Origin of the sequence: Thalassobaculum sp. (genome assembly GCF_040219615.1) — a bacterium.
GTDB lineage: Bacteria > Pseudomonadota > Alphaproteobacteria > Thalassobaculales > Thalassobaculaceae > Thalassobaculum_A.
Genome location: NZ_JAVJSE010000013.1, coordinates 78,390 through 95,783 on the forward strand (window position 1 = coordinate 78,390; position 17,394 = coordinate 95,783).

16 protein-coding genes are annotated in these 17,394 nt (G+C 71.5%); 7 read left to right on the top strand and 9 right to left on the bottom strand.

Annotation, left to right across the window (positions count from 1 at the left end):
• Positions 1 to 3: 3 nt before the first annotated feature.
• Genes RIC31_RS07970 through RIC31_RS07980 form a run of 3 tightly spaced genes read left to right on the top strand, consistent with a single transcriptional unit; the run spans position 4 to position 3,488 of the window.
• Positions 4 to 1,014, top strand: coding sequence for an ABC transporter ATP-binding protein (locus tag RIC31_RS07970; RefSeq protein ID WP_350104933.1), 1,011 nt, complete (start codon positions 4 to 6; stop codon positions 1,012 to 1,014).
• Positions 1,014 to 2,048 (top strand): ABC transporter ATP-binding protein, encoded by a 1,035-nt coding sequence (locus RIC31_RS07975; protein ID WP_350104935.1) that lies wholly within the window; start codon positions 1,014 to 1,016, stop codon positions 2,046 to 2,048. The genes RIC31_RS07970 and RIC31_RS07975 overlap by 1 nt, the downstream gene beginning before the upstream one ends.
• A gap of 9 nt (positions 2,049 to 2,057) precedes the next feature.
• A complete protein-coding gene (locus RIC31_RS07980; RefSeq protein WP_350104937.1) occupies positions 2,058 to 3,488 on the top strand; it encodes an amidase in 1,431 nt (476 codons plus the stop codon).
• A gap of 27 nt (positions 3,489 to 3,515) precedes the next feature.
• On the opposite strand, the gene RIC31_RS07985 is transcribed toward RIC31_RS07980, so the two are convergent.
• The gene (locus tag RIC31_RS07985) at positions 3,516 to 3,893 is read right to left on the bottom strand and encodes a helix-turn-helix domain-containing protein (RefSeq protein WP_350104939.1); all 378 of its coding nucleotides are present in this window, start codon (positions 3,891 to 3,893) and stop codon (positions 3,516 to 3,518) included.
• Between the two features lie 2 nt (positions 3,894 to 3,895).
• Positions 3,896 to 4,210: a type II toxin-antitoxin system HigB family toxin gene (locus RIC31_RS07990; protein WP_502990113.1), complete on the bottom strand. Its 315-nt coding sequence runs from the start codon at positions 4,208 to 4,210 to the stop codon at positions 3,896 to 3,898.
• A 91-nt stretch (positions 4,211 to 4,301) separates the two neighbouring features.
• Between RIC31_RS07990 and RIC31_RS07995 the strand changes: the two genes are divergently transcribed.
• The 3 genes from RIC31_RS07995 (at position 4,302) to RIC31_RS08005 (ending at position 7,014) form a co-directional block, all read left to right on the top strand.
• On the top strand, positions 4,302 to 5,258 hold the full coding sequence (locus tag RIC31_RS07995; RefSeq protein WP_350104941.1) for a dihydrodipicolinate synthase family protein: 957 nt from the start codon (positions 4,302 to 4,304) through the stop codon (positions 5,256 to 5,258).
• 5 nt (positions 5,259 to 5,263) lie between these two features.
• On the top strand, positions 5,264 to 6,370 hold the full coding sequence (locus RIC31_RS08000; RefSeq protein ID WP_350104943.1) for an alanine racemase: 1,107 nt from the start codon (positions 5,264 to 5,266) through the stop codon (positions 6,368 to 6,370).
• A gap of 95 nt (positions 6,371 to 6,465) precedes the next feature.
• On the top strand, positions 6,466 to 7,014 hold the full coding sequence (locus RIC31_RS08005) for a PAS domain-containing protein (protein WP_350104945.1): 549 nt from the start codon (positions 6,466 to 6,468) through the stop codon (positions 7,012 to 7,014).
• Here the strand turns inward: RIC31_RS08005 and RIC31_RS08010 are convergent.
• From RIC31_RS08010 to RIC31_RS08040, 7 genes are all read right to left on the bottom strand, one after another.
• On the bottom strand, positions 6,987 to 8,639 hold the full coding sequence (locus tag RIC31_RS08010; protein WP_350104947.1) for a flavin-containing monooxygenase: 1,653 nt from the start codon (positions 8,637 to 8,639) through the stop codon (positions 6,987 to 6,989). The genes RIC31_RS08005 and RIC31_RS08010 overlap by 28 nt on opposite strands.
• Before the next feature lie 104 nt (positions 8,640 to 8,743).
• Positions 8,744 to 9,511 (bottom strand): SDR family NAD(P)-dependent oxidoreductase, encoded by a 768-nt coding sequence (locus tag RIC31_RS08015; RefSeq protein WP_350104949.1) that lies wholly within the window; start codon positions 9,509 to 9,511, stop codon positions 8,744 to 8,746.
• 175 nt (positions 9,512 to 9,686) lie between these two features.
• Complete coding sequence (locus RIC31_RS08020) at positions 9,687 to 10,892, bottom strand: acetyl-CoA acetyltransferase (protein WP_350104951.1); 1,206 nt, start codon at positions 10,890 to 10,892, stop codon at positions 9,687 to 9,689.
• A gap of 12 nt (positions 10,893 to 10,904) precedes the next feature.
• Entirely contained in the window at positions 10,905 to 12,359 is a 1,455-nt protein-coding gene (locus RIC31_RS08025) for a 3-oxoacyl-[acyl-carrier-protein] synthase III C-terminal domain-containing protein (RefSeq protein ID WP_350104953.1), read from the bottom strand.
• A 197-nt stretch (positions 12,360 to 12,556) separates the two neighbouring features.
• Positions 12,557 to 13,492 carry an SDR family NAD(P)-dependent oxidoreductase gene (locus RIC31_RS08030; protein WP_350104955.1) on the bottom strand — a complete coding sequence of 312 codons (936 nt, stop codon included), beginning with the start codon at positions 13,490 to 13,492 and terminating at the stop codon, positions 12,557 to 12,559.
• 117 nt (positions 13,493 to 13,609) lie between these two features.
• The gene (locus RIC31_RS08035; protein WP_350104958.1) at positions 13,610 to 14,848 is read right to left on the bottom strand and encodes an MFS transporter; all 1,239 of its coding nucleotides are present in this window, start codon (positions 14,846 to 14,848) and stop codon (positions 13,610 to 13,612) included.
• 17 nt (positions 14,849 to 14,865) lie between these two features.
• Positions 14,866 to 15,885, bottom strand: coding sequence for an LLM class flavin-dependent oxidoreductase (locus RIC31_RS08040; RefSeq protein WP_350104960.1), 1,020 nt, complete (start codon positions 15,883 to 15,885; stop codon positions 14,866 to 14,868).
• A 209-nt stretch (positions 15,886 to 16,094) separates the two neighbouring features.
• Here RIC31_RS08040 and RIC31_RS08045 point away from each other — a divergent pair, with 209 nt between their 5' ends.
• Positions 16,095 to 17,228, top strand: coding sequence for an acyl-CoA dehydrogenase family protein (locus RIC31_RS08045; RefSeq protein ID WP_350104962.1), 1,134 nt, complete (start codon positions 16,095 to 16,097; stop codon positions 17,226 to 17,228).
• Positions 17,229 to 17,394 lie beyond the last annotated feature (166 nt).

Below are 17,394 nucleotides of genomic sequence, written 5' to 3' on the forward strand. Positions count from 1 at the left end.
AAGATGAACGAGTCCGAAGGCCCCTCCCTTGAGGTCGAGAACCTGACGGTGTCGATCCCGCTCGCCGAAGGCACGCTGCGCGCCGTGCGCGGAATCTCGTTCCAGGTGGCGCGGGGCGAGACGCTCTGCATCGTCGGCGAGTCCGGCTGCGGCAAGTCGCTGACCTCGCTCGCCCTGATGGGACTGCTGCCGGCCAAGGCGGTGCGCGGCGCCGACCGCCTGGTGCTGCACGGCCGCGACCTGACGGCCCTGAGCGAACGCCAGATGTCGGACGTGCGCGGCGAGAGCATGGCGATGATCTTCCAGGAGCCGATGACCTCGCTGAACCCGGCCTACACCATCGGCAACCAGCTCGAGGAGGCGCTGCGCCGGCATCGCACGCTCGGCCGCGGCGAGGCCCGCGAGCGGGCGATCTACCTGCTGGAGAAGGTCGGGATCACCGCCGCCGCCAGCCGCCTGCAGCAGTATCCGCACCAGCTGTCCGGCGGCCTGCGCCAGCGCGTGATGATCGCCATGGCCCTGATGTGCGGGCCGGACCTGCTGATCTGCGACGAGCCGACGACGGCGCTCGACGTCACCATCCAGGCGCAGATCCTGCACCTGCTGCGCGACCTGCAGCGCGAGTTCAACATGGCCATCATCCTGATCACCCACGATCTCGGGGTGGTGGCGCGCATGGCCGACCGGGTCGCCGTGATGTATGCCGGCCAGATCGTCGAGACCGGCACCGCGGCCGAGGTATTCGCCGCCCCGACCCATCCCTATACCCAGGGCCTGCTGCAGTGCATCCCGATCCCGGGGCGGACGCCGCGCGGCGAGCATCTCGGCTCGATCCCGGGCGTGGTGCCGTCGCTGATCGGCGAGATCGCGGGCTGCTCCTTCGCCAACCGCTGCCCGCATGCCATGCCGGCCTGCCAGGCGGAGCCGCCGATGCGCGACCTGGCGCCCGGCCGCATGGTGCGATGCGTGCTCGACCCGGCCGGCGCGGCCGCCCGGCAGGCGGAGATGGCGTGATGGCGGCCCCGACGACTGCTTCCCCGACGACTGCTTCCCCGACGACCGCTCCCCCGACGATCTCGACCGACGACCTCACCTGCGTGTTCCAGGTCCGCCAGGGGGTGTTCAAGCCCAAGCGCCCGCTGAAGGCGGTGAACGGCGTCTCGATCAGCGTGAACAAGGGCGAGGTGCTCGGCCTGGTCGGCGAATCCGGCTGCGGCAAGTCGACCCTGGCGAAGATGCTGCTGGGCCTGCAGAAGCCGACCTCCGGCAGCATCGCGATCGACGGCGAGCCGCTGGTCGGGCTGGACCGCAAGGCGGTCGCCCGGCGCATCCAGCCGATCTTCCAGGACCCGTATTCCTCGCTGAACCCGCGCAAGTCGATCTCCTCGATCATCTCGCTGCCGCTGCGGGTGCACGGCGTCGGCGGCCCGGCCGACTGGGAGCGCAAGGTGAAGGAGATGATGGACCTGTGCGGCCTGCCGCGCCGGGCCTATGACGGCTATCCCAACCAGCTGTCCGGCGGCCAGCGCCAGCGCGTCGCCATCGCCCGCGCCCTGGTGATGCGCCCGGAGGTGGTGATCTGCGACGAGCCGACCTCGGCGCTCGACGTCTCGGTGCAGTCGCAGATCCTGAACCTGCTGCTCGACCTGCAGAAGGAACTGGGGCTGACCTACATCCTGATCAGCCACAACCTCGCGGTGGTGCAGCACATCGCCACCCGGGTGGCGGTCATGTATCTCGGCCGGATCATCGAGGAGGCCGACAGCGAGACCCTGTTCCGCGCGCCCCGGCACCCCTACACCCAGGCGCTGCTGAACTCGGTGCTGACGCCGGAGCCCGGGCTCGGCGTGCCGGACGCCCAGCTCGGCACCACCTTCCCGAACCCGATCGACCCGCCGCCGGGCTGCACCTTCCACCCGCGCTGCCCGCACGCCATGCCGGTCTGCCGGGAGCTGGCGCCGCGGCCGCTGACGGTCGAGGCCAGCATGGTCGAGTGCCACCTGCACGATCCCGCCCACCGCGACCCGGCGCACGCCGCCGCACAATAAGGCCCACCGATGACCGAGCTCTGCGAACTCAGCGCCCTGACCCTGCGCCGGATGATCGGCGCCCGGCAGATCTCCCCGGTCGAGCTGCTGGCGTCCTGCCGGGCCCGGATCGGGCGGGTGAACCCGCGGCTCAACGCCTTCGTCACCTTCTGCTGGGAGCGCGCCGAGGCCGAGGCCCGCGCGGCCGAGGGCAAGGTGATGGCCGGCGGGCCGCTCGGCGCCCTGCACGGCCTGCCGATCGGCATCAAGGAGACCATGGTGTCGGGCGGCGTGCGCACCACCTTCGGCTCGCCGATCTACGCCGACAACGTGCCGGCCGAGGACGAGCGGATCGTCGCGGCGGTGCGCGGCGCCGGCGCGGTCGCCGTCGGCAAGACCAACGTCCCGGAGTTCGGGGCCGGCGCCAACACCACCAACCCGGTGTTCGGGCCGACCGGCAACCCGTTCGACCCGGCCCGCATCTGCGGCGGCTCGTCCGGCGGCTCGGCGGTGGCGCTGGCCACCGACATGGTGCCGCTGGCCACCGGCTCCGACACCGGCGGGTCGCTGCGCACCCCGGCCGGCTATTGCGGGGTGGTCGGCATGCGGCCCAGCCCCGGCCTGGTGCCGATGTCGCGGCGCGGGATCGGCTACACCTCGATCTCGGTGCAGGGCCCGATGGGCCGCGACGTGGCCGACACCGCGCTGATGCTGTCGGCGATCGCCGGCCGCGACCCGGTCGACCCGCTGGCCTGGAACGGCGACCCCGCCGCCCTGGCGATCCTGCCGGAGGTCGACCTGAGCGGCCTGCGCGTCGCGGTCTCGGCCGATCTCGGCTTCGCGCCGGTCGACGACGGCATCCGCCGGACCTTCGGCGAGGTGATCGCCGACCTCGGCGGCGCCTTCGCGAGCGTCGACGACAAGGCGCCGCCGCTGCAGGGCGCCGACGAGATCTTCGAGGTGCTGCGGTCGATGTCCTTCCTGATCGGCCACGAGGCCCACTACCGCGACCGGCGCGCCGACCTCGGGCCGAACCTGATCGCCAACATGGAGCAGGCCTACGGCTATTCCTTCGCCGACGCCGCCAAGGCCCAGGCCGGCCAGACCAAGCTGTACCGGGCGTTCCTGGCCTACATGGACGACTACGACATCCTGCTGGCGCCGACCGCGGCGGTGCCGCCGTTCCCGGTCGCGCAGCTCTACCCGACCCATATCAACGGCGAGGAGCTGCGCAGCTATTTCCACTGGCTGGGGCTGGCCTACGGCCTGACCCTGACCGACCACCCGGTGATCTCGATCCCCTGCGGCCTGGACGCCACCGGCACGCCGTTCGGCCTGCAGGTCTGCGGCCGGCGCTGGGGCGACCACCGGCTGCTGGCGGTCGCCGCCGCCCTGGAGCGCCACCTGCAGACGATCCCGGCAAGGGCGCGGCCGAAGCCGGACATCGCGGCGCTGAGCTGAGCGTCGGCGGCCGAGATCCCGGTTCGGTCACCCCGCCAGCGGATATTCCCGGATCAGCACCTCGGCCGGCAATCCGAAACGCTCGTGCAGGCCGCGGATCATGGCGATGGTCAGCGGGCGCCGGCGGTTCAGGATCTCCGACACCCGTCCCGACGAACCGAGCACCGGCCGCAGATCCGCCCTCGTGAGGGCACGCGCCTCCATCAGATGCTCGATCAACGCGACTGGGTCGGCCGCCTCGATCGCATGGTTGCGGCTCTCATAGGCCTCGACGAGCGTGACCAGCACATCCAGCTCATCGCCCTCCGCCGTGCCGGGCTCTGCCGCCATCAGCGATGCGATGCGGTCCAGCGCGGCCTCGTGATCCGCCGCGTCGCGGATCGGCCTGATTTCGGGTTGCGTCATCGCTAGACCTCCGTGACGTCGATGGCGTCGTATTCCCGGTGCGTGCCCACGAAGCGGACATAGAGCACGCGATATGGATAGTTGATCCACGCGACCAGCCGGTACTTGTTCCCGGCGATATTGAACACCGCGCGGTCGCCGACGAAGCTGGCCGACCGGTACTGCGCCTTGACGTCGGCCGGGCCGGGCCAGTCCGCGGCCGCCGCGATCGCGTACCAGGCCTTCAGCGGCTCCTCGCTGTCCCGGCGCCCGGGCTTCTCCCAGTGATCCCGGAGCGTCTTCCGCGCGATGATCCGCATCGCTGCAGAATAGAGCACTCCCAAAATGGGAGCAAGTCGCTACCGCTTCCAACCCACGGTCCATCGACCCTACACTCCGCCCAACGAACACTCGTCCCGGGAGGACGCCATGCCGCTACCGTTCCAGCCCAAGGGGGTGATCCCCGCCTGCCTGCTGCCGTTCCACGCCGACCTCTCGATCGACGAGGCCGGCTACCGTGCCCATCTGCGCGACGTCGGCGCGGTCGAGGGCATCACCGCGGTCACCGTCAACGCCCATGCCAGCGAGGTCGCGACCTGCACCATCGAGGAGCAGGAGCGGGTGATGGCGATCACCATGGAGGAGGTCGGCGGCCGCCTGCCGGTGGTGCACGGGGTGTATTCCGACGGCTCGCACCTGGCCGCCGCCATCGCCCGGCGGGCCGAGCGTGGCGGGGCGAGCGCCCTGCTGGTGTTCCCGTCCGGCACCTTCGCGGCCGGCGGCGCGATGCGGCCGGAGATGGCGCTCGGCCACTTCCGCACGATCCGCGAGGCCACCGACCTGCCGATCGTGGTGTTCCAGTACCCGCTGGCAACCGGCCTCGGCTATCCGGTCGAGACCCTGCTGCGGATCTGCCAGGAGATCGACACGGTCGTGGCCATCAAGGACTGGTGCAACGACACCAAGCAGCACGAGCGCCAGGTCCGCGAGCTGCACGCCCTGCCGCGCCGGATCTCGGTGCTCTCGACCCACTCGTCCTGGCTGCTGTCGTCGCTGGTGCTGGGCTGCGACGGCCTGCTGTCCGGGGCGGGCAGCGTGATCGCCGCCCTGCAGGTCGCCCTGTTCCGGGCGGTCCAGGCCGGCGACATGGCGGCCGCGCGGGCGGTCGCCGACCGCATCTACCCGACGACGGGCGCGTTCTACGACCCGCCGTTCCTGGACATGCACAACCGCATGAAGGAGGCCCTGGTGCATCTCGGCCGGATGAAGGCGGCCCACGTCCGGCCGCCGCTGATGAAGCTGCCGGACGCCGAGATCGCCAGGATCGCCCGCGCCATGGACGCCGCCGGCCTCAGCGGCGAGACGGTGTACGCCAAGGTCGCATGAGGACGGTGCCTGCTCCGCTTCCCTCGCCGCGCTACGAGATCGACACCGCCGCCATCCGGCACAATTTCGGCCGGCTGCGCGGCCTGCTGCCGGCCGGGGTGGCGGCGTTCTGCTCGCTGAAGCGCGACGGCTACGGGTTCGGGGCCGGGCCGGTGGCGGCGATCCTAGCGGCGGCCGGCGCCGACGGCTTCGCCGCCGCCCGCCTGGACGACGCCGCCGCGATCCGGGCCGCCGCCCCGGACAAGCCGGTCCTGCTGTATGGCGGCACGCTGGCCGAGGAGGCCGCGGAGGCCGAGGCCCTCGACCTGACGGTGACGATCGCCGGCGAGCACGACGCCGTGTCCTGGAACGCGGCGCTGCGGCGGCCCCGGCCGGTGTTCCTGAAGGTCGACGTCGGCCTGCTGCGCTTCGGCTTCGGCGAGGCCGAGCTGGCCGGATTCCTCGAGACCATCCTGCCGCAATGCGACCGGCTCCACGTCGTCGGGGTCTACACCCACCTGTCGGAGAAGCCCGACGCCCCGGCCGAGGCGATCGCCGCGCAGAAGCGGATCTTCGACCGGGCGGTGGACCTGTGCCGGCGGCATTGCCCGGCGCTGCGCTGGGTGTGCGCCTCCAGCACCGACACCGTGCACGGCGAGCGCGACCTGGACTACTCCATGGTCGACGTCGGGGTCCTGCTGTTCGGGCTGAGCCCGCCGGCCAAGCGCGCCGCCCTCTGCCTGCAACCGGCGCTGACCGGCATCCGCACCCGGCTGACCGCGATCCGGGCGATCGGGCCGGAGACCCCGGACACCGTCGGACTGCCGGCCGGCATCCGGTCGTTCGGCATCGCCGGCTTCGGCTGGGGCGACGGCTTTCCGAAGCGGACGCCCGACGGCGCCTGGGCCCTGGTCCGCGGGCAACGGGCCCCAGTCGTCGGCCCGCCCCACCTGGAGCAGATCCGCCTGGACCTGACGGGGATCCCCGATGCAACGGTCGGCGACGAGGTCTGCCTGCTCGGCCGCCAGGGCGACGCCGGAATCACGATGTACGAGCTGGCGGCCCAGTGGGGGCTGAAGACCGAGGACCTGATCTGCGGCATGCGCGGGCACGTCCCGAAGCTCTACCTCTAGGGGCCGGACCGGCGGCGTAACGCTGTGTTAACCGGTCCCTGGCATGGTCCCGGCGAATCGCCGCCCCCATCCCACGGACGACCGCCGCCAAACCGATGACTGGCCCGATCCGCCGGCCCCAGCCGACGTTCCGCCCGGAGCGTCTGGCCGCCTTCGACCCTGCGTCGCCGCCGGCGGCGCTGGCGGCGTTCCCGCTCGCCAGCCGGCTGGTCGAGGTCTGGCAGGGCTGGGCCGGCGGCCGGAAGGCGCCGGAATGGAGCGACGTCGACCCGCTGGCGATGCCGGCGCTGCTGGCCAACCTGATCGTGCTCGACGTCTGCGACGGCGACTTCCGGTTCCGGCTGGTCGGCGAAGCGGTGAAGGCCCGCTATCGCATTCGCAAGGGCTCCACCCTGCGCGAGCTGATGCCGGCGGGACCGGCGCTCGACGAGACCCTGTACGAGCACCGGCGCTGCGCCGAGGACCTGGCCGGCGTGTTCGTGGTGAACAGCGTCGGGGTCGCCGGCCTGGACGACCTCAACCTCTACGCCCGCCTGCTGCTGCCGGTCGGGGCGGAGGACGGCCGCGCCCGGCTGATCGTCGGGGTGATGGAGTTCTTCAGCGACCGACCGGCCGGTCAGGCGCTCTTCACGAACCCCTCATAGCCCTTCGCCGCGACGTCGTCGCAGATCCTGCGGTAGTGCGCCATGCCACCGGCATAGGGCATGAACACCCGCGGCTTGCCGGGGATGTTGGCGCCGAGATACCAGGAATGCCCGGCCATCGGCAGCAGGGTGGCGTCGGCCGCGGCATTGACGTGGGCGACCCAGCCCTCGGCCGCCTCGGCGGCCGGCTCGATGCGGGAAACACCCTTCTCGCGCATGGCGGCGATGCAGTCGGTGATCCACTCGACATGCTGCTCGATCGCCACCGGCATGTTGCACAGCACCGACGGGCTGCCCGGCCCGGTCACGGTGAACAGGTTCGGGAAGCCGGCGACGCCGAGGCCGAGATAGGTCTTCGGGCCCTCGCGCCAGGCCTCCTTCAGGGTCAGGCCGTCGCGCCCGGTGATTCCGATGTTCAGCAGCGGCCCGGTCATGGCGTCGAAGCCGGTGGCGAACACGATCACGTCGAGCGCGTGCTCGGCGCCGCTGCGCAGGGTAAGGCCGGTCGGGGTGATGCGCTCGATCGGGTCGGACCGGACATCCACCAGGCTGACGTTCGGGCGGTTGAAGGCCTCGAAGTAGTGGCTGTCGATCGGCGGCCGCTTGGTGGCGAACGGGTGGTCGATGTCGGACAGCAGCCGCGCGGTCTCCGGGTCCTTCACGGTCTCGCGGATCTTGCGCTTCAGGAAGTCGGCGGCGGTATCGTTGGCCGCCTTGTCGACCAGCAGGTCGCGGAAGGTGGCCCGGAACTGCAGGCCGCCCTTCTCCCACGCCGCGGCGTAGACCGCCTCGCGCTCGTCCGGGGTCATGTCGTGGGCCGAGCGGTCGGCGATCGCGAAGGCGTGGCCGTTCGGGGTCGACTGCATCAGTTCGCGGATCGCCGGCCGGTTCTCCCGGATGTAGCGCTTGAACTCCGGGGTCAGCGGCGCGTTGCGGGCCGGGATGCTGTAGTTGGCGGTGCGCTGGAACACGGTCAGGTGGCCGGCGGTCTCGGCGATCACCGGCACCGCCTGGATGCCGGTCGAGCCGGTGCCGATCTGGCCGACCCGCTTGCCGGAGAAGTCGACGCCGTCATGCGGCCACTGGCCGGTGTGGTACCAGTCGCCGGCGAAGCTCTCGAGCCCCGGCAGCTTCGGCACGTTGGCCGAGGACAGGCAGCCGACCGCGGTGATCAGCCAGGTCGCCGCGAACCGCTCGCCGGCCCCGCCTTCGGCGTCGGCGGTCTCGACCGTCCAGCGATCGGCGCGGGCGTCCCAGCGCGCCGCCGTCACCCGGGTCCCGAACCGGATGTCGCGCCGCAGGTCGAAGCGGTCGGCGACGTGGTTCATGTAGCGCAGGATCTCGGGCTGCTCGGGATAGCGCTCCGACCACTCCCAGCTCTCGTACAGGTCCTTGTCGAAGGTCAGGCAGTAGGAGTGGCTCTCGGAGTCGCAGCGCGCGCCGGGATAGCGGTTCCAGTACCAGGTGCCGCCGACCCCGTCGCCCTGCTCCAGCACCCGCGCGCTCATGCCGAGGCGGTCGCGCAGGCAGTGCAGCTGGTACATGCCGGAGAACCCGGCGCCGATGATCAGCGCGTCGACGACCGTGGCGGGGGATTCCGCCCGATCCGGAACTGCAGTGCTCATGACGGTCACGGACTCCTTCGATGCAGCGAAATGAACAATGACCCATCGTTCATTTTTTGACAATCCATCTGTGCGGCGCCCGACCCACCCGACATGGCCCGGCTTCAGGCGCGGCCGGCCGACACCCCGCCGTCCACCATGTAGACGCCGCCGGTGCAGAACGAGGAGTCCTCGGATGCCAGGAACAGCATCAGCCGGGCCACCTCCTCCGGCTGGCCGTAGCGCTTCAGCGGCGTGCCCTCGGCCATCGGCTGGCGGTTGCCGCGGCTCGGATTGTAGGCGTCCTCGAGCCGGTGGATCATGTCGGTCTCGATCGGCGACGGGTTCACGGTGTTGACCCGAACCTTCGACGCCGCCCCCTCCATGGCGCCCGAGCGCATCAGCCCGATCACCGCGTGCTTGCTGCAGATATAGGGCGAGATGCCCGGCACCGCCCGGATGCCGGCGGTCGAGGCGGTGATCACGACCGAGCCGCCGCCGCGCCTGGCGATCTCCGGCATGGTGTACTTCAGGCCGAGCCAGACGCCGCGCACGTTGACCGCGATCACCCTGTCAAAATCGTCGTCGCCCTGGTCCTGCATGCGGGCGACCTTGCCCTCGATGCCGGCGTTCAGCAGGGTGACGTCGACGCCGCCGAAGCGGTCGACGGTCTTGGCGATGTAGCCCTTCACCTGCTCGGCGTCGGTGACGTCGGCCACTGCCCAGTCGGCACGGTCGTCGCCGATCGACTGCGCCAGGGCGGCCAGCCGGTCGCCGTCCAGGTCGACCAGCATCAGCTTGGCGCCCTCCGCGGCGAACAGCCTCGCCGCCGCGACGCCGATCCCGCCGCCGGCCCCGGTGATGATTGCGACCTTGCCGTCGAGCTTGCCCATGGGTGGTGTTCTCCTGTCTAGCGTTTGTGGCGGCGGGTGGGTCCCGGGTCTCGCTCCGCTCGCCCGGGATGACGTCAATGAATGGGACCCGCCCCTCCTGACGTCATCCCGGACGAGGCCGCGCGCGCGGACTCGATCCGGGACCTACGGAGCGACGGGCGTCGCCCCGGCGAGCTTACGCCCCGTGGTGGCCGATGATCGAGATCGAGCAGACGTTCTGGTGCGGGAAGCCACCCAGGTTGTGGGTCAGGCCGATGCGCGGGGTCTCCTTGCGCTGGCGCTCGCCGGCGCGGCCCTGCATCTGCAGGTACATCTCGTAGATCATCCGCAGGCCCGACGCCCCGATCGGGTGGCCGAAGCACTTCAGCCCGCCGTCGATCTGGCAGGGCATGGTGCCGTCGGCGTCGAAGAAGCCGTCCAGCACGTCGTGCACCGCCCGGCCCTCGGGCGAGATGTGCAGGTCCTCCATGGTCACCAGCTCGGTCACCGAGAAGCAGTCGTGGACCTCCATCAGGTTGACCTGCTCGCGCGGCTTCTCGATGCCGGCCTCCCGATAGGCCCGGGTCGCGGCGATCCGGGTGGTCGCGAAGTAGCTGCCGTCCCAGGAATTGTGCTGCGCCTCCTGGCCGTTCGAGACCGCCAGCTGCAGCGCCTTGACGGCGACCAGGTCGCGCCGGCCCATGCCGCGGGCGATGTCGGGGGTGGTGACGATGGCGCAGGCGGCGCCGTCGCTGACACCGCAGCAGTCGTACAGCCCGAGCGGCTCGGCCACGGTCGGGGCGTTCAGCACGGTGTCGATGGTGATGCGGTTGCGCAGATGCGCCTTCGGGTTGCGCGCGCCGTTGTCGTGGCTCTTGACCGAGATATGGGCCATCGCCCGCTTCAGGTCCTCGGGCGCCGAGCCGTGCTTGGCCCGGTACGCGGCGGCCAGCTGGGCGAACGAGCCGGGCGCCGACAGGTTCGGCCAGGTCATGTTGTTCAGGGTGCCGCGGCCGCGCTGCGGCAGGCCGCCGTAGCCGGTGTCCTTCAGCTTCTCGACGCCGAGCGCCAGCGCGATGTCGGCGGCCCCCGAGGCGACCGCGTAGACGGCGCCGCGGAACGCCTCGGTGCCGCTGGCGCAGTAGTTCTCGACCCGGGTGACCGGGATGTAGGGCAGCCGCAGCGCCACCGCGAGCGGCACCCCGGACTTGCCGACATGCTGCTCCTCGATGGCGGTGCCGAGCCAGGCGGCGTCGAGCTGCCTGGTCTCGATCCCGGCGTCGGCCAGCGCCTCGGTGTAGGCCTCGACCATCAGGTCGTCGGCGTCCATGTCCCAGCGCTCGCCGAATTTCGAGCAGCCCATGCCGAGGATGACGACCTTGTCGCGGATTCCCTGGGGCATATCCGATCCTCCCTATCGCGGCTGGCTGCCGCCGGTTGCGGGCGCGGCCTTCCAGAAGTACCGGCGGAACCCGCGCTGCGTGTCGATGTCCTTGATCCGGAACGTCATCCGCATCGCCTGCCCGACCGCCAGGTCGTCGGCGTCGATGTCGGTGAAGTCCATCATCCAGCGGCCGCCGTCGTCGAACTGGATCATGCCGTAGCAGGCCGGCGGGTCCGGCGAGTAGGTCAGCCGGTCCGCCGTGTAGGAGTTGACCCTGGCCCGCTTCTCGGCGAACGGGTGCGGCTCCTGGCTGTCGACCGCGTTGCAGTTCGGGTTCACGCAGATCCGGCTGCGCGGGAACTGCAGGGTGCCGCACTGCCGGCAATGGCCGCCGACGAAGCCGGTCACCGCGTCGCGGTTGCGCCACATCGCCGACAGCGGGGTCAGCTTGTCGGCCTCGGCGCGCATGCCGCGCTCGACCTCGACGGTGTCGTTGAACGCCAGGAACCTGGCGTAGCTGGTCTCCTCGCGCCGGCGGGCCAGGTGGCCCTTCACGCCGAGCCCGGCCGGCCGGGCCGCTATCGCCGGGGTGACCTCGAACAGCAGCGCGTCGGCGCCCTGGCCGAAGCCGACCACCAGGATGCGGTCGCCGGCCCTGGCGTCCTCGAGCGCCGCCACCAGCAGCATCAGCGGGTGCGCGGCACCGGTGTCGCCGCACACCGCCGCCAGGTTGTCGCGCACCGCGTCGTCCGGGATGCCGGCCGCCTTGGCGACCATCGCCGCGACCCGCGGCAGCGTCGTCGGCATGCAGAAATGCGTGACCTCGGCGGCACCGACCCCGGCCGCCGCCAGGCAGCGGCCGATCACCGGCGGCACCGTCGGCATGTAGCCGGCGTCGCGGATCCAGCGCTCCTCCCACTGGTAGTCGTAGACCGAGTCGGCGGTCCGGTAGTGGTCGACGAAATCCACCGTCCGGGCGGCGCTGGCCAGCAGCACCGCGACCGGCTCGCCGTCCCCGACGAGCACCGCGGCGGCTCCGTCGCCGGCCGCCATCTCCAGCGGGCTGGCCGCCCTGGCCCGGCGTTGCTCGGCGGCCACCACCAGGGATTCCGACCCGCTCTTCAGGGCGGCCGCCAGCGCCGAGGTGGCGGCGCGCTGGGTGGCGCCGACGTCGGTCGCGGCGATCTCCTCGGACAGCCGCAGCGCCTCGGCGACCACGCCGCCGTTCAGGCGGTCCTGGAACGGGAAGGTGGTCGAGGCGAAGCGCAGCTCCGCCACGGTCGCGCGGTCGCGGCCGGCCAGCGCGTCGCGGGCCGCCTCGACCGCCATGGTCACCGGGTCCTCGTCCCAGTTGCAGATCGCCCGCTCGCCGCGCGCCAGGCCCTTCAGCGCCGGGTTCAGCCAGCCGTTGGCCTCGGCGATGACACGGCGCTGCAGCCGCAGCCGCGGAATGTAGGCGCCGTAGGCGAGAATGCCGGTGGTCATGTCATGGTCTCCGGGCTGCCATCGGGACGGTGGGTTCCGGCTCGACCGCGCCGAGGGCGGCGCGCCCGTCCGGAATGACGACGGAGGAGAACGTGGCGAGGACCGCGCCTTCCCCCTTCATCGTCATTCCGGACCGGACCGCCGGAGGCGGGACGGAGCCGGAACCCACCCGCCGCTCCAAGGCATCCCCACTCATCTCACACCGGGTCCCAGGAGAAGATGTCGCCCGAGCGGTCGAGCGGGTAGAACGACGACCGCAGCGCCGGGATGGCGTGCTCGGCGATGCTGTCGCAGGTCCAGCCGTCGGAGCGGTGTACCGAGCGGATCGGCCGGGACTGGCCCATCAGGTAGATCTCGTTCATCCGGACCGCGAAGATCTGCCCGGTGACGTCCTTCGCCGCGTCGCCGAGCAGGAAGGCGCTGAGCGGCGCGATCTTCTCCGGCCCCATGGCCTGGATGCGGGCGACCCGGGCCTTCTCGGCCTCGGTCGAGGTCGGGATGGTGCCGATCAGCCGGCTCCAGGCGAACGGCGACACGCAGTTCGAGCGCACGTTGAAGCGCGCCATGTCGAGGGCGATCGACTTCGACAGCCCGACGATGCCCATCTTGGCGGCGGCGTAGTTGGCCTGCCCGTAGTTCCCGACCAGCCCCGAGGTCGAGGTGAAATGGACGAAGGACCCGCTCTCCTGCTCGCGGAAGATCCGGGCGGCGGCGTGGCTGACGTAGAAGCTGCCCATCAGGTGGACTTTGATGACGGTCTCGAAGTCCGCCACGCTCATCTTGTGGAAGATCGCGTCGCGCAGGATGCCGGCGTTGTTCACCACGCCGTCGAGCCGGCCGTAGTGGGTCAGCGCGGTCTCGACGATGGCGGCGGCGGCCAGCGGGTCGGCGACGCTGTCGAAACTGGCGACCGCGGTGCCGCCGGCGGCCCGGATCGCCTCGACCACCTCCTCGGCCGGCGCGGCGCTGGCGCCCTCGCCGTCGGGCGCGCCGCCCAAGTCGTTGACCACCACCCTGGCGCCCTCGGCGGCGGCCAGCAGCGCGATCTCGCGCCCGATCCCGCGGCCGGCGCCGGTCACCACCACGACCTTGCCGTCGAGGGCCCGGCCGGCGGACGGGTTGCCCGATTCCATGTCGTCTCTCTCCCGGACTCGTCTTCGTCTGCTTCTTGCGGCCCCGAAGCTTTGCACCCGGGAACGGCGGCGTCAATCGACCGAAACGCCGTTTCACCGGACGAAATCGAGAGGCGATCAGCCGCCCGGACGGTCGCCCGGCAGCGCCCGCGGGCGCAGCATCGCGAAGGCGACGCGGCCGACCAGCATGGCCGCCGCGACGTGCAGGAAGGCGAGGCCCCAGCCTTGCGTCGACATGCCGCCGGCGAGGTCCAGCACCACGCCCATGATCAGCGGTCCGGCGAAGCCGCCGGCATAACCGAGCATCGAATGCACCGCCAGTGTGGCGCCGCGCCGGCCGGGCAGGGCGCTGCCGGCGGCCCCGGCGGTGAGCGACGAGGAGTCGAGCCAGATCACCACGCCGTAGACCAGCACCAGCGCCACGGCGACGCTGTAGGAGACCGGGCCGAGGAAGCCGATTCCGGCGGCGCAGACGGCGGACGCCAGCATCGCGGCCCGCACCAGCCGCTGCCGGCCCAGGCGGATCGACGCCTCGTTGCCGGCGACGCTGGCCCAGGTCCCGGCCAGCCCGACCAGGGTGATCGCGGCGGTCGCCGGCAGCCACGGCTCCTCGCCGGTGGTCGCCGCCACCCAGACCAGGAAGGCGACGCCCCAGCCGCGCAGGGTGTTCATCTCCCAGGTGTGGACGCAGTACGCGATCGCGTAGGCCATGGCCGAGCGGTTGCGCAGCACCGGCATGAAGTCGAACAGCCTTCCGGCCAGCGGCTCGCTGCGCCCCGGCTGGGCCGGGGCCGCGAGCGCGACCGTCAGCCAGGCCGCCGCCGCGCAGGCCGCCGACCCCCAGAACACGCTGCGCCAGCCGAACAGGTCGTCGAGCACGCCGGCGAACAGGAAGGACGCCGCGCCGGCCAGCCCGATGCTGAGCGCATGGCCGGCGACCGCCCGCGACATCAGCCGGTCGTCGACCCGGTCGGCCAGCAGCTTGAGCCCGGTCATGTAGGTCCCGGCCCAGCCGACCCCGGCCAGCACGCGCGCGAAGGCCGCCGACCAGAAGCCGTCGGCGATCGTCGCGAAGACCAGATGGCCGACCACGGTCACCGCCACGCCGAACAGGTAGACGCGCTTGGGATCGACCCGGTCGGTCAGGGTCACCAGAACCGGCACGGCGACCGCATAGGCCAGGTAGAACAGGCCGGTGATCCAGCCGGCGTCGGCGTTGTCGATGCCCCACGCCTCCATGCGGCCGGGCACCAGGGCCGGCCAGGCGTAGGCGCCGATCTGCGCCAGCACCTGGGCCGCACAGACGATCGCCACCAGGCGACGCGGCGAGACCGGCCCGGCGGCGAATGGCGGCATCGGCGTTCCCGCGGCCGCTATGCGGCGGGACGCGGCGCCAGCCCCAGTTCCCTGGCCAGCAGGCTGTAGCTGGTGTGCCGGGCCTGCTCGTCATGGGCCCAGGTGACGATCGCCACCTCGTCGACCTGCAGCCGACCGGCCAACTCGCGGATCCGGGCCGCGACCTCGGGTGCGGTGCCGACCATCGCGGTGCGCCGCAGCTCGGCGATCCGGGCCGCCTCGGCGGCGGTGTAGTCCTGGCCGAGCGCATGTTCCGGCGGGTCGAGCGGCAGGTAGATGCCGCGGTCGCGGTGCAGCTGCCAGTGGGCCCGCGAGCTGTAGTGGTACTGCGCCTCGTCCGCGGTCTCCGCGGCCAGCGCCCACACGCAGATCCCGGCGTTCGGCTCCGGATGCCGCACACTCGGCTGGTAGTGGGTGCGGTACAGGTCGAGCGCCTCCTGGCCGCCGCGGCCGTCGGTGAAGAACCAGGCGAAGCTGTAGGGCAGGCCGAAATGCGCCCCGACCTGGGCGCCGTAGTTCGAGCTGCCGAGCATCCAGATCTCCGGTGCGGTGTCGCCCTTCGGCATCGCCTCGACGACCGCGAAGGGATGGCCCTCGCGCAGCGGCTCGCCGTGCAGCCATGCCATCAGGTCGGCGACGTCGCTCGGGAACTGGGCCGGCCGCTCGTTGGCCAGCGGGTTGAGCGCGAACGCCGTGCGGCCGTCGGACCCGGGGGCACGTCCGAGCCCGAGGTCGATGCGGCCGGGCGCCAGGGCGTCCAGCACCCGGAACTGCTCGGCCACCTTCAGCGGCGCGTAGTGCGGCAGCATCACGCCGGCGCTGCCGACCCGGATGGTCTTCGTGTGGGTGGCGATCGCCGCGATCAGGATCTCCGGCGCGGTGCCGACGATGGTCGGGTGGCTGTGATGCTCGGACACCCAGAACCGGTGGTAGCCGAGGGCGTCGCATTTCTGCGCCAGCGCCAGGGTGTCGCGGATCGCCTGGCCCTGCGGGCGGCCGGAGCCGGCGATCGACTGGTCGAGGATCAAGAATTTCACGAGACGGGCTCCTGGAGACGGTCCGGCACCATGGCGACCATATCGGGCGAGCGGCGGGGGCGATAGAACGGCCGTGCCGCGCATGGGTGTCGTCGCGTTTCGCGACCGAGCCGCAGCTTTTCGAAACGATATTTCATTCGTCGGGTCATCCCGCTAGGCTTCGACCGACGAAGGGCCGGCAACGGGCCCGCCGAGGCAGGGAGGAGCCGATGACCGAGCCGCTGTTCCGCGAGGAGCACGCGCTGTTCCGCGAGACGGCGCGCCGCTTCGTCGAGGCCGAGGTGGCGCCGCACCACGCCCGCTGGGAACAGCAGGGCGTCGTCGACCGCGAGCTCTGGCGCAAGGCCGGCGAGGCCGGGCTGCTGCTGACCGCCATCCCGGAGGAATACGGCGGCGGCGGCGCCGACTTCCTGACCTCGGTGGTGATGATCGAGGAGATGATGCGCCACGTGTATTCGGGGCCGGGCTTCCGCCTGCATTCCGACATCGTGGCGCCCTACATCCTGCACTACGGGTCGGAGGACCTGAAGCGCGCGTGGCTGCCGCGCATGGCCCGCGGCGAGGTGGTGACCGCCATCGCCATGACCGAGCCCGGGACCGGCAGCGACCTGCAGGGCGTGCGCACATCGGCCGTGCGCGACGGCAATCACTACGTCGTCAACGGCCAGAAGACCTTCATCACCAACGGCCAGCTGGCCGACCTGATCGTGGTGGTGTGCAAGACCGACCCGGCCCTGGGCGCCAAGGGCACCAGCCTGATCCTGGTCGAGGCCGACCGCGCCGGCTTCGCGCGCGGCCGCAACCTCGACAAGATCGGGCTGAAGGCCCAGGACACCTCGGAGCTGTTCTTCGACGACGTTCGGGTCCCGATCACAAATCTGCTGGGCGAGGAGAACCAGGGCTTCCGCTACCTGATGCAGGAGCTGCCGCAGGAGCGCCTGCTGATCGCCATCTCGGCGGTCACCGTGATCGAAGCGGCCCTGGAGTGGACCATCGCCTACACCCGCGGGCGCCAGGCATTCGGCCGGGCGATCGCCGACTTCCAGAACACCCGCTTCAAGCTGGCCGAGGTCAAGACCGAGGCGCATGTGGCCCGGGTGTTCCTGAACGACTGCATCGCCAGGCACCTGCGCGGCGAACTCGACGTGCCGACCGCGGCGATGGCGAAATGGTGGCTGACCGAGCTGATGGGCAAGGTGGTCGACACCTGCCTGCAGCTGCATGGCGGCTACGGCTACATGACCGAGTTCCCGATCGCCCGCGCCTATGCCGACGCCCGGGTCCACCGGATCTACGGCGGCACCACCGAGATCATGAAGGAGATCGTCGCCAGAAGCCTGTAGCCGACGCCCGCCGCCCGTCGCATCGTGGGTTCCGGCTCCGTTCCGCCGTTCGGCGGCCCGGTCCGGAATGACGAGATGGAGCGTCGTCGTCACCAGCCTTCGTCATTCCGGACCGACGCGCCGCCCTCGGCGCGGCGGAGCCGGAACCCACCGGCCGCGAGAAATG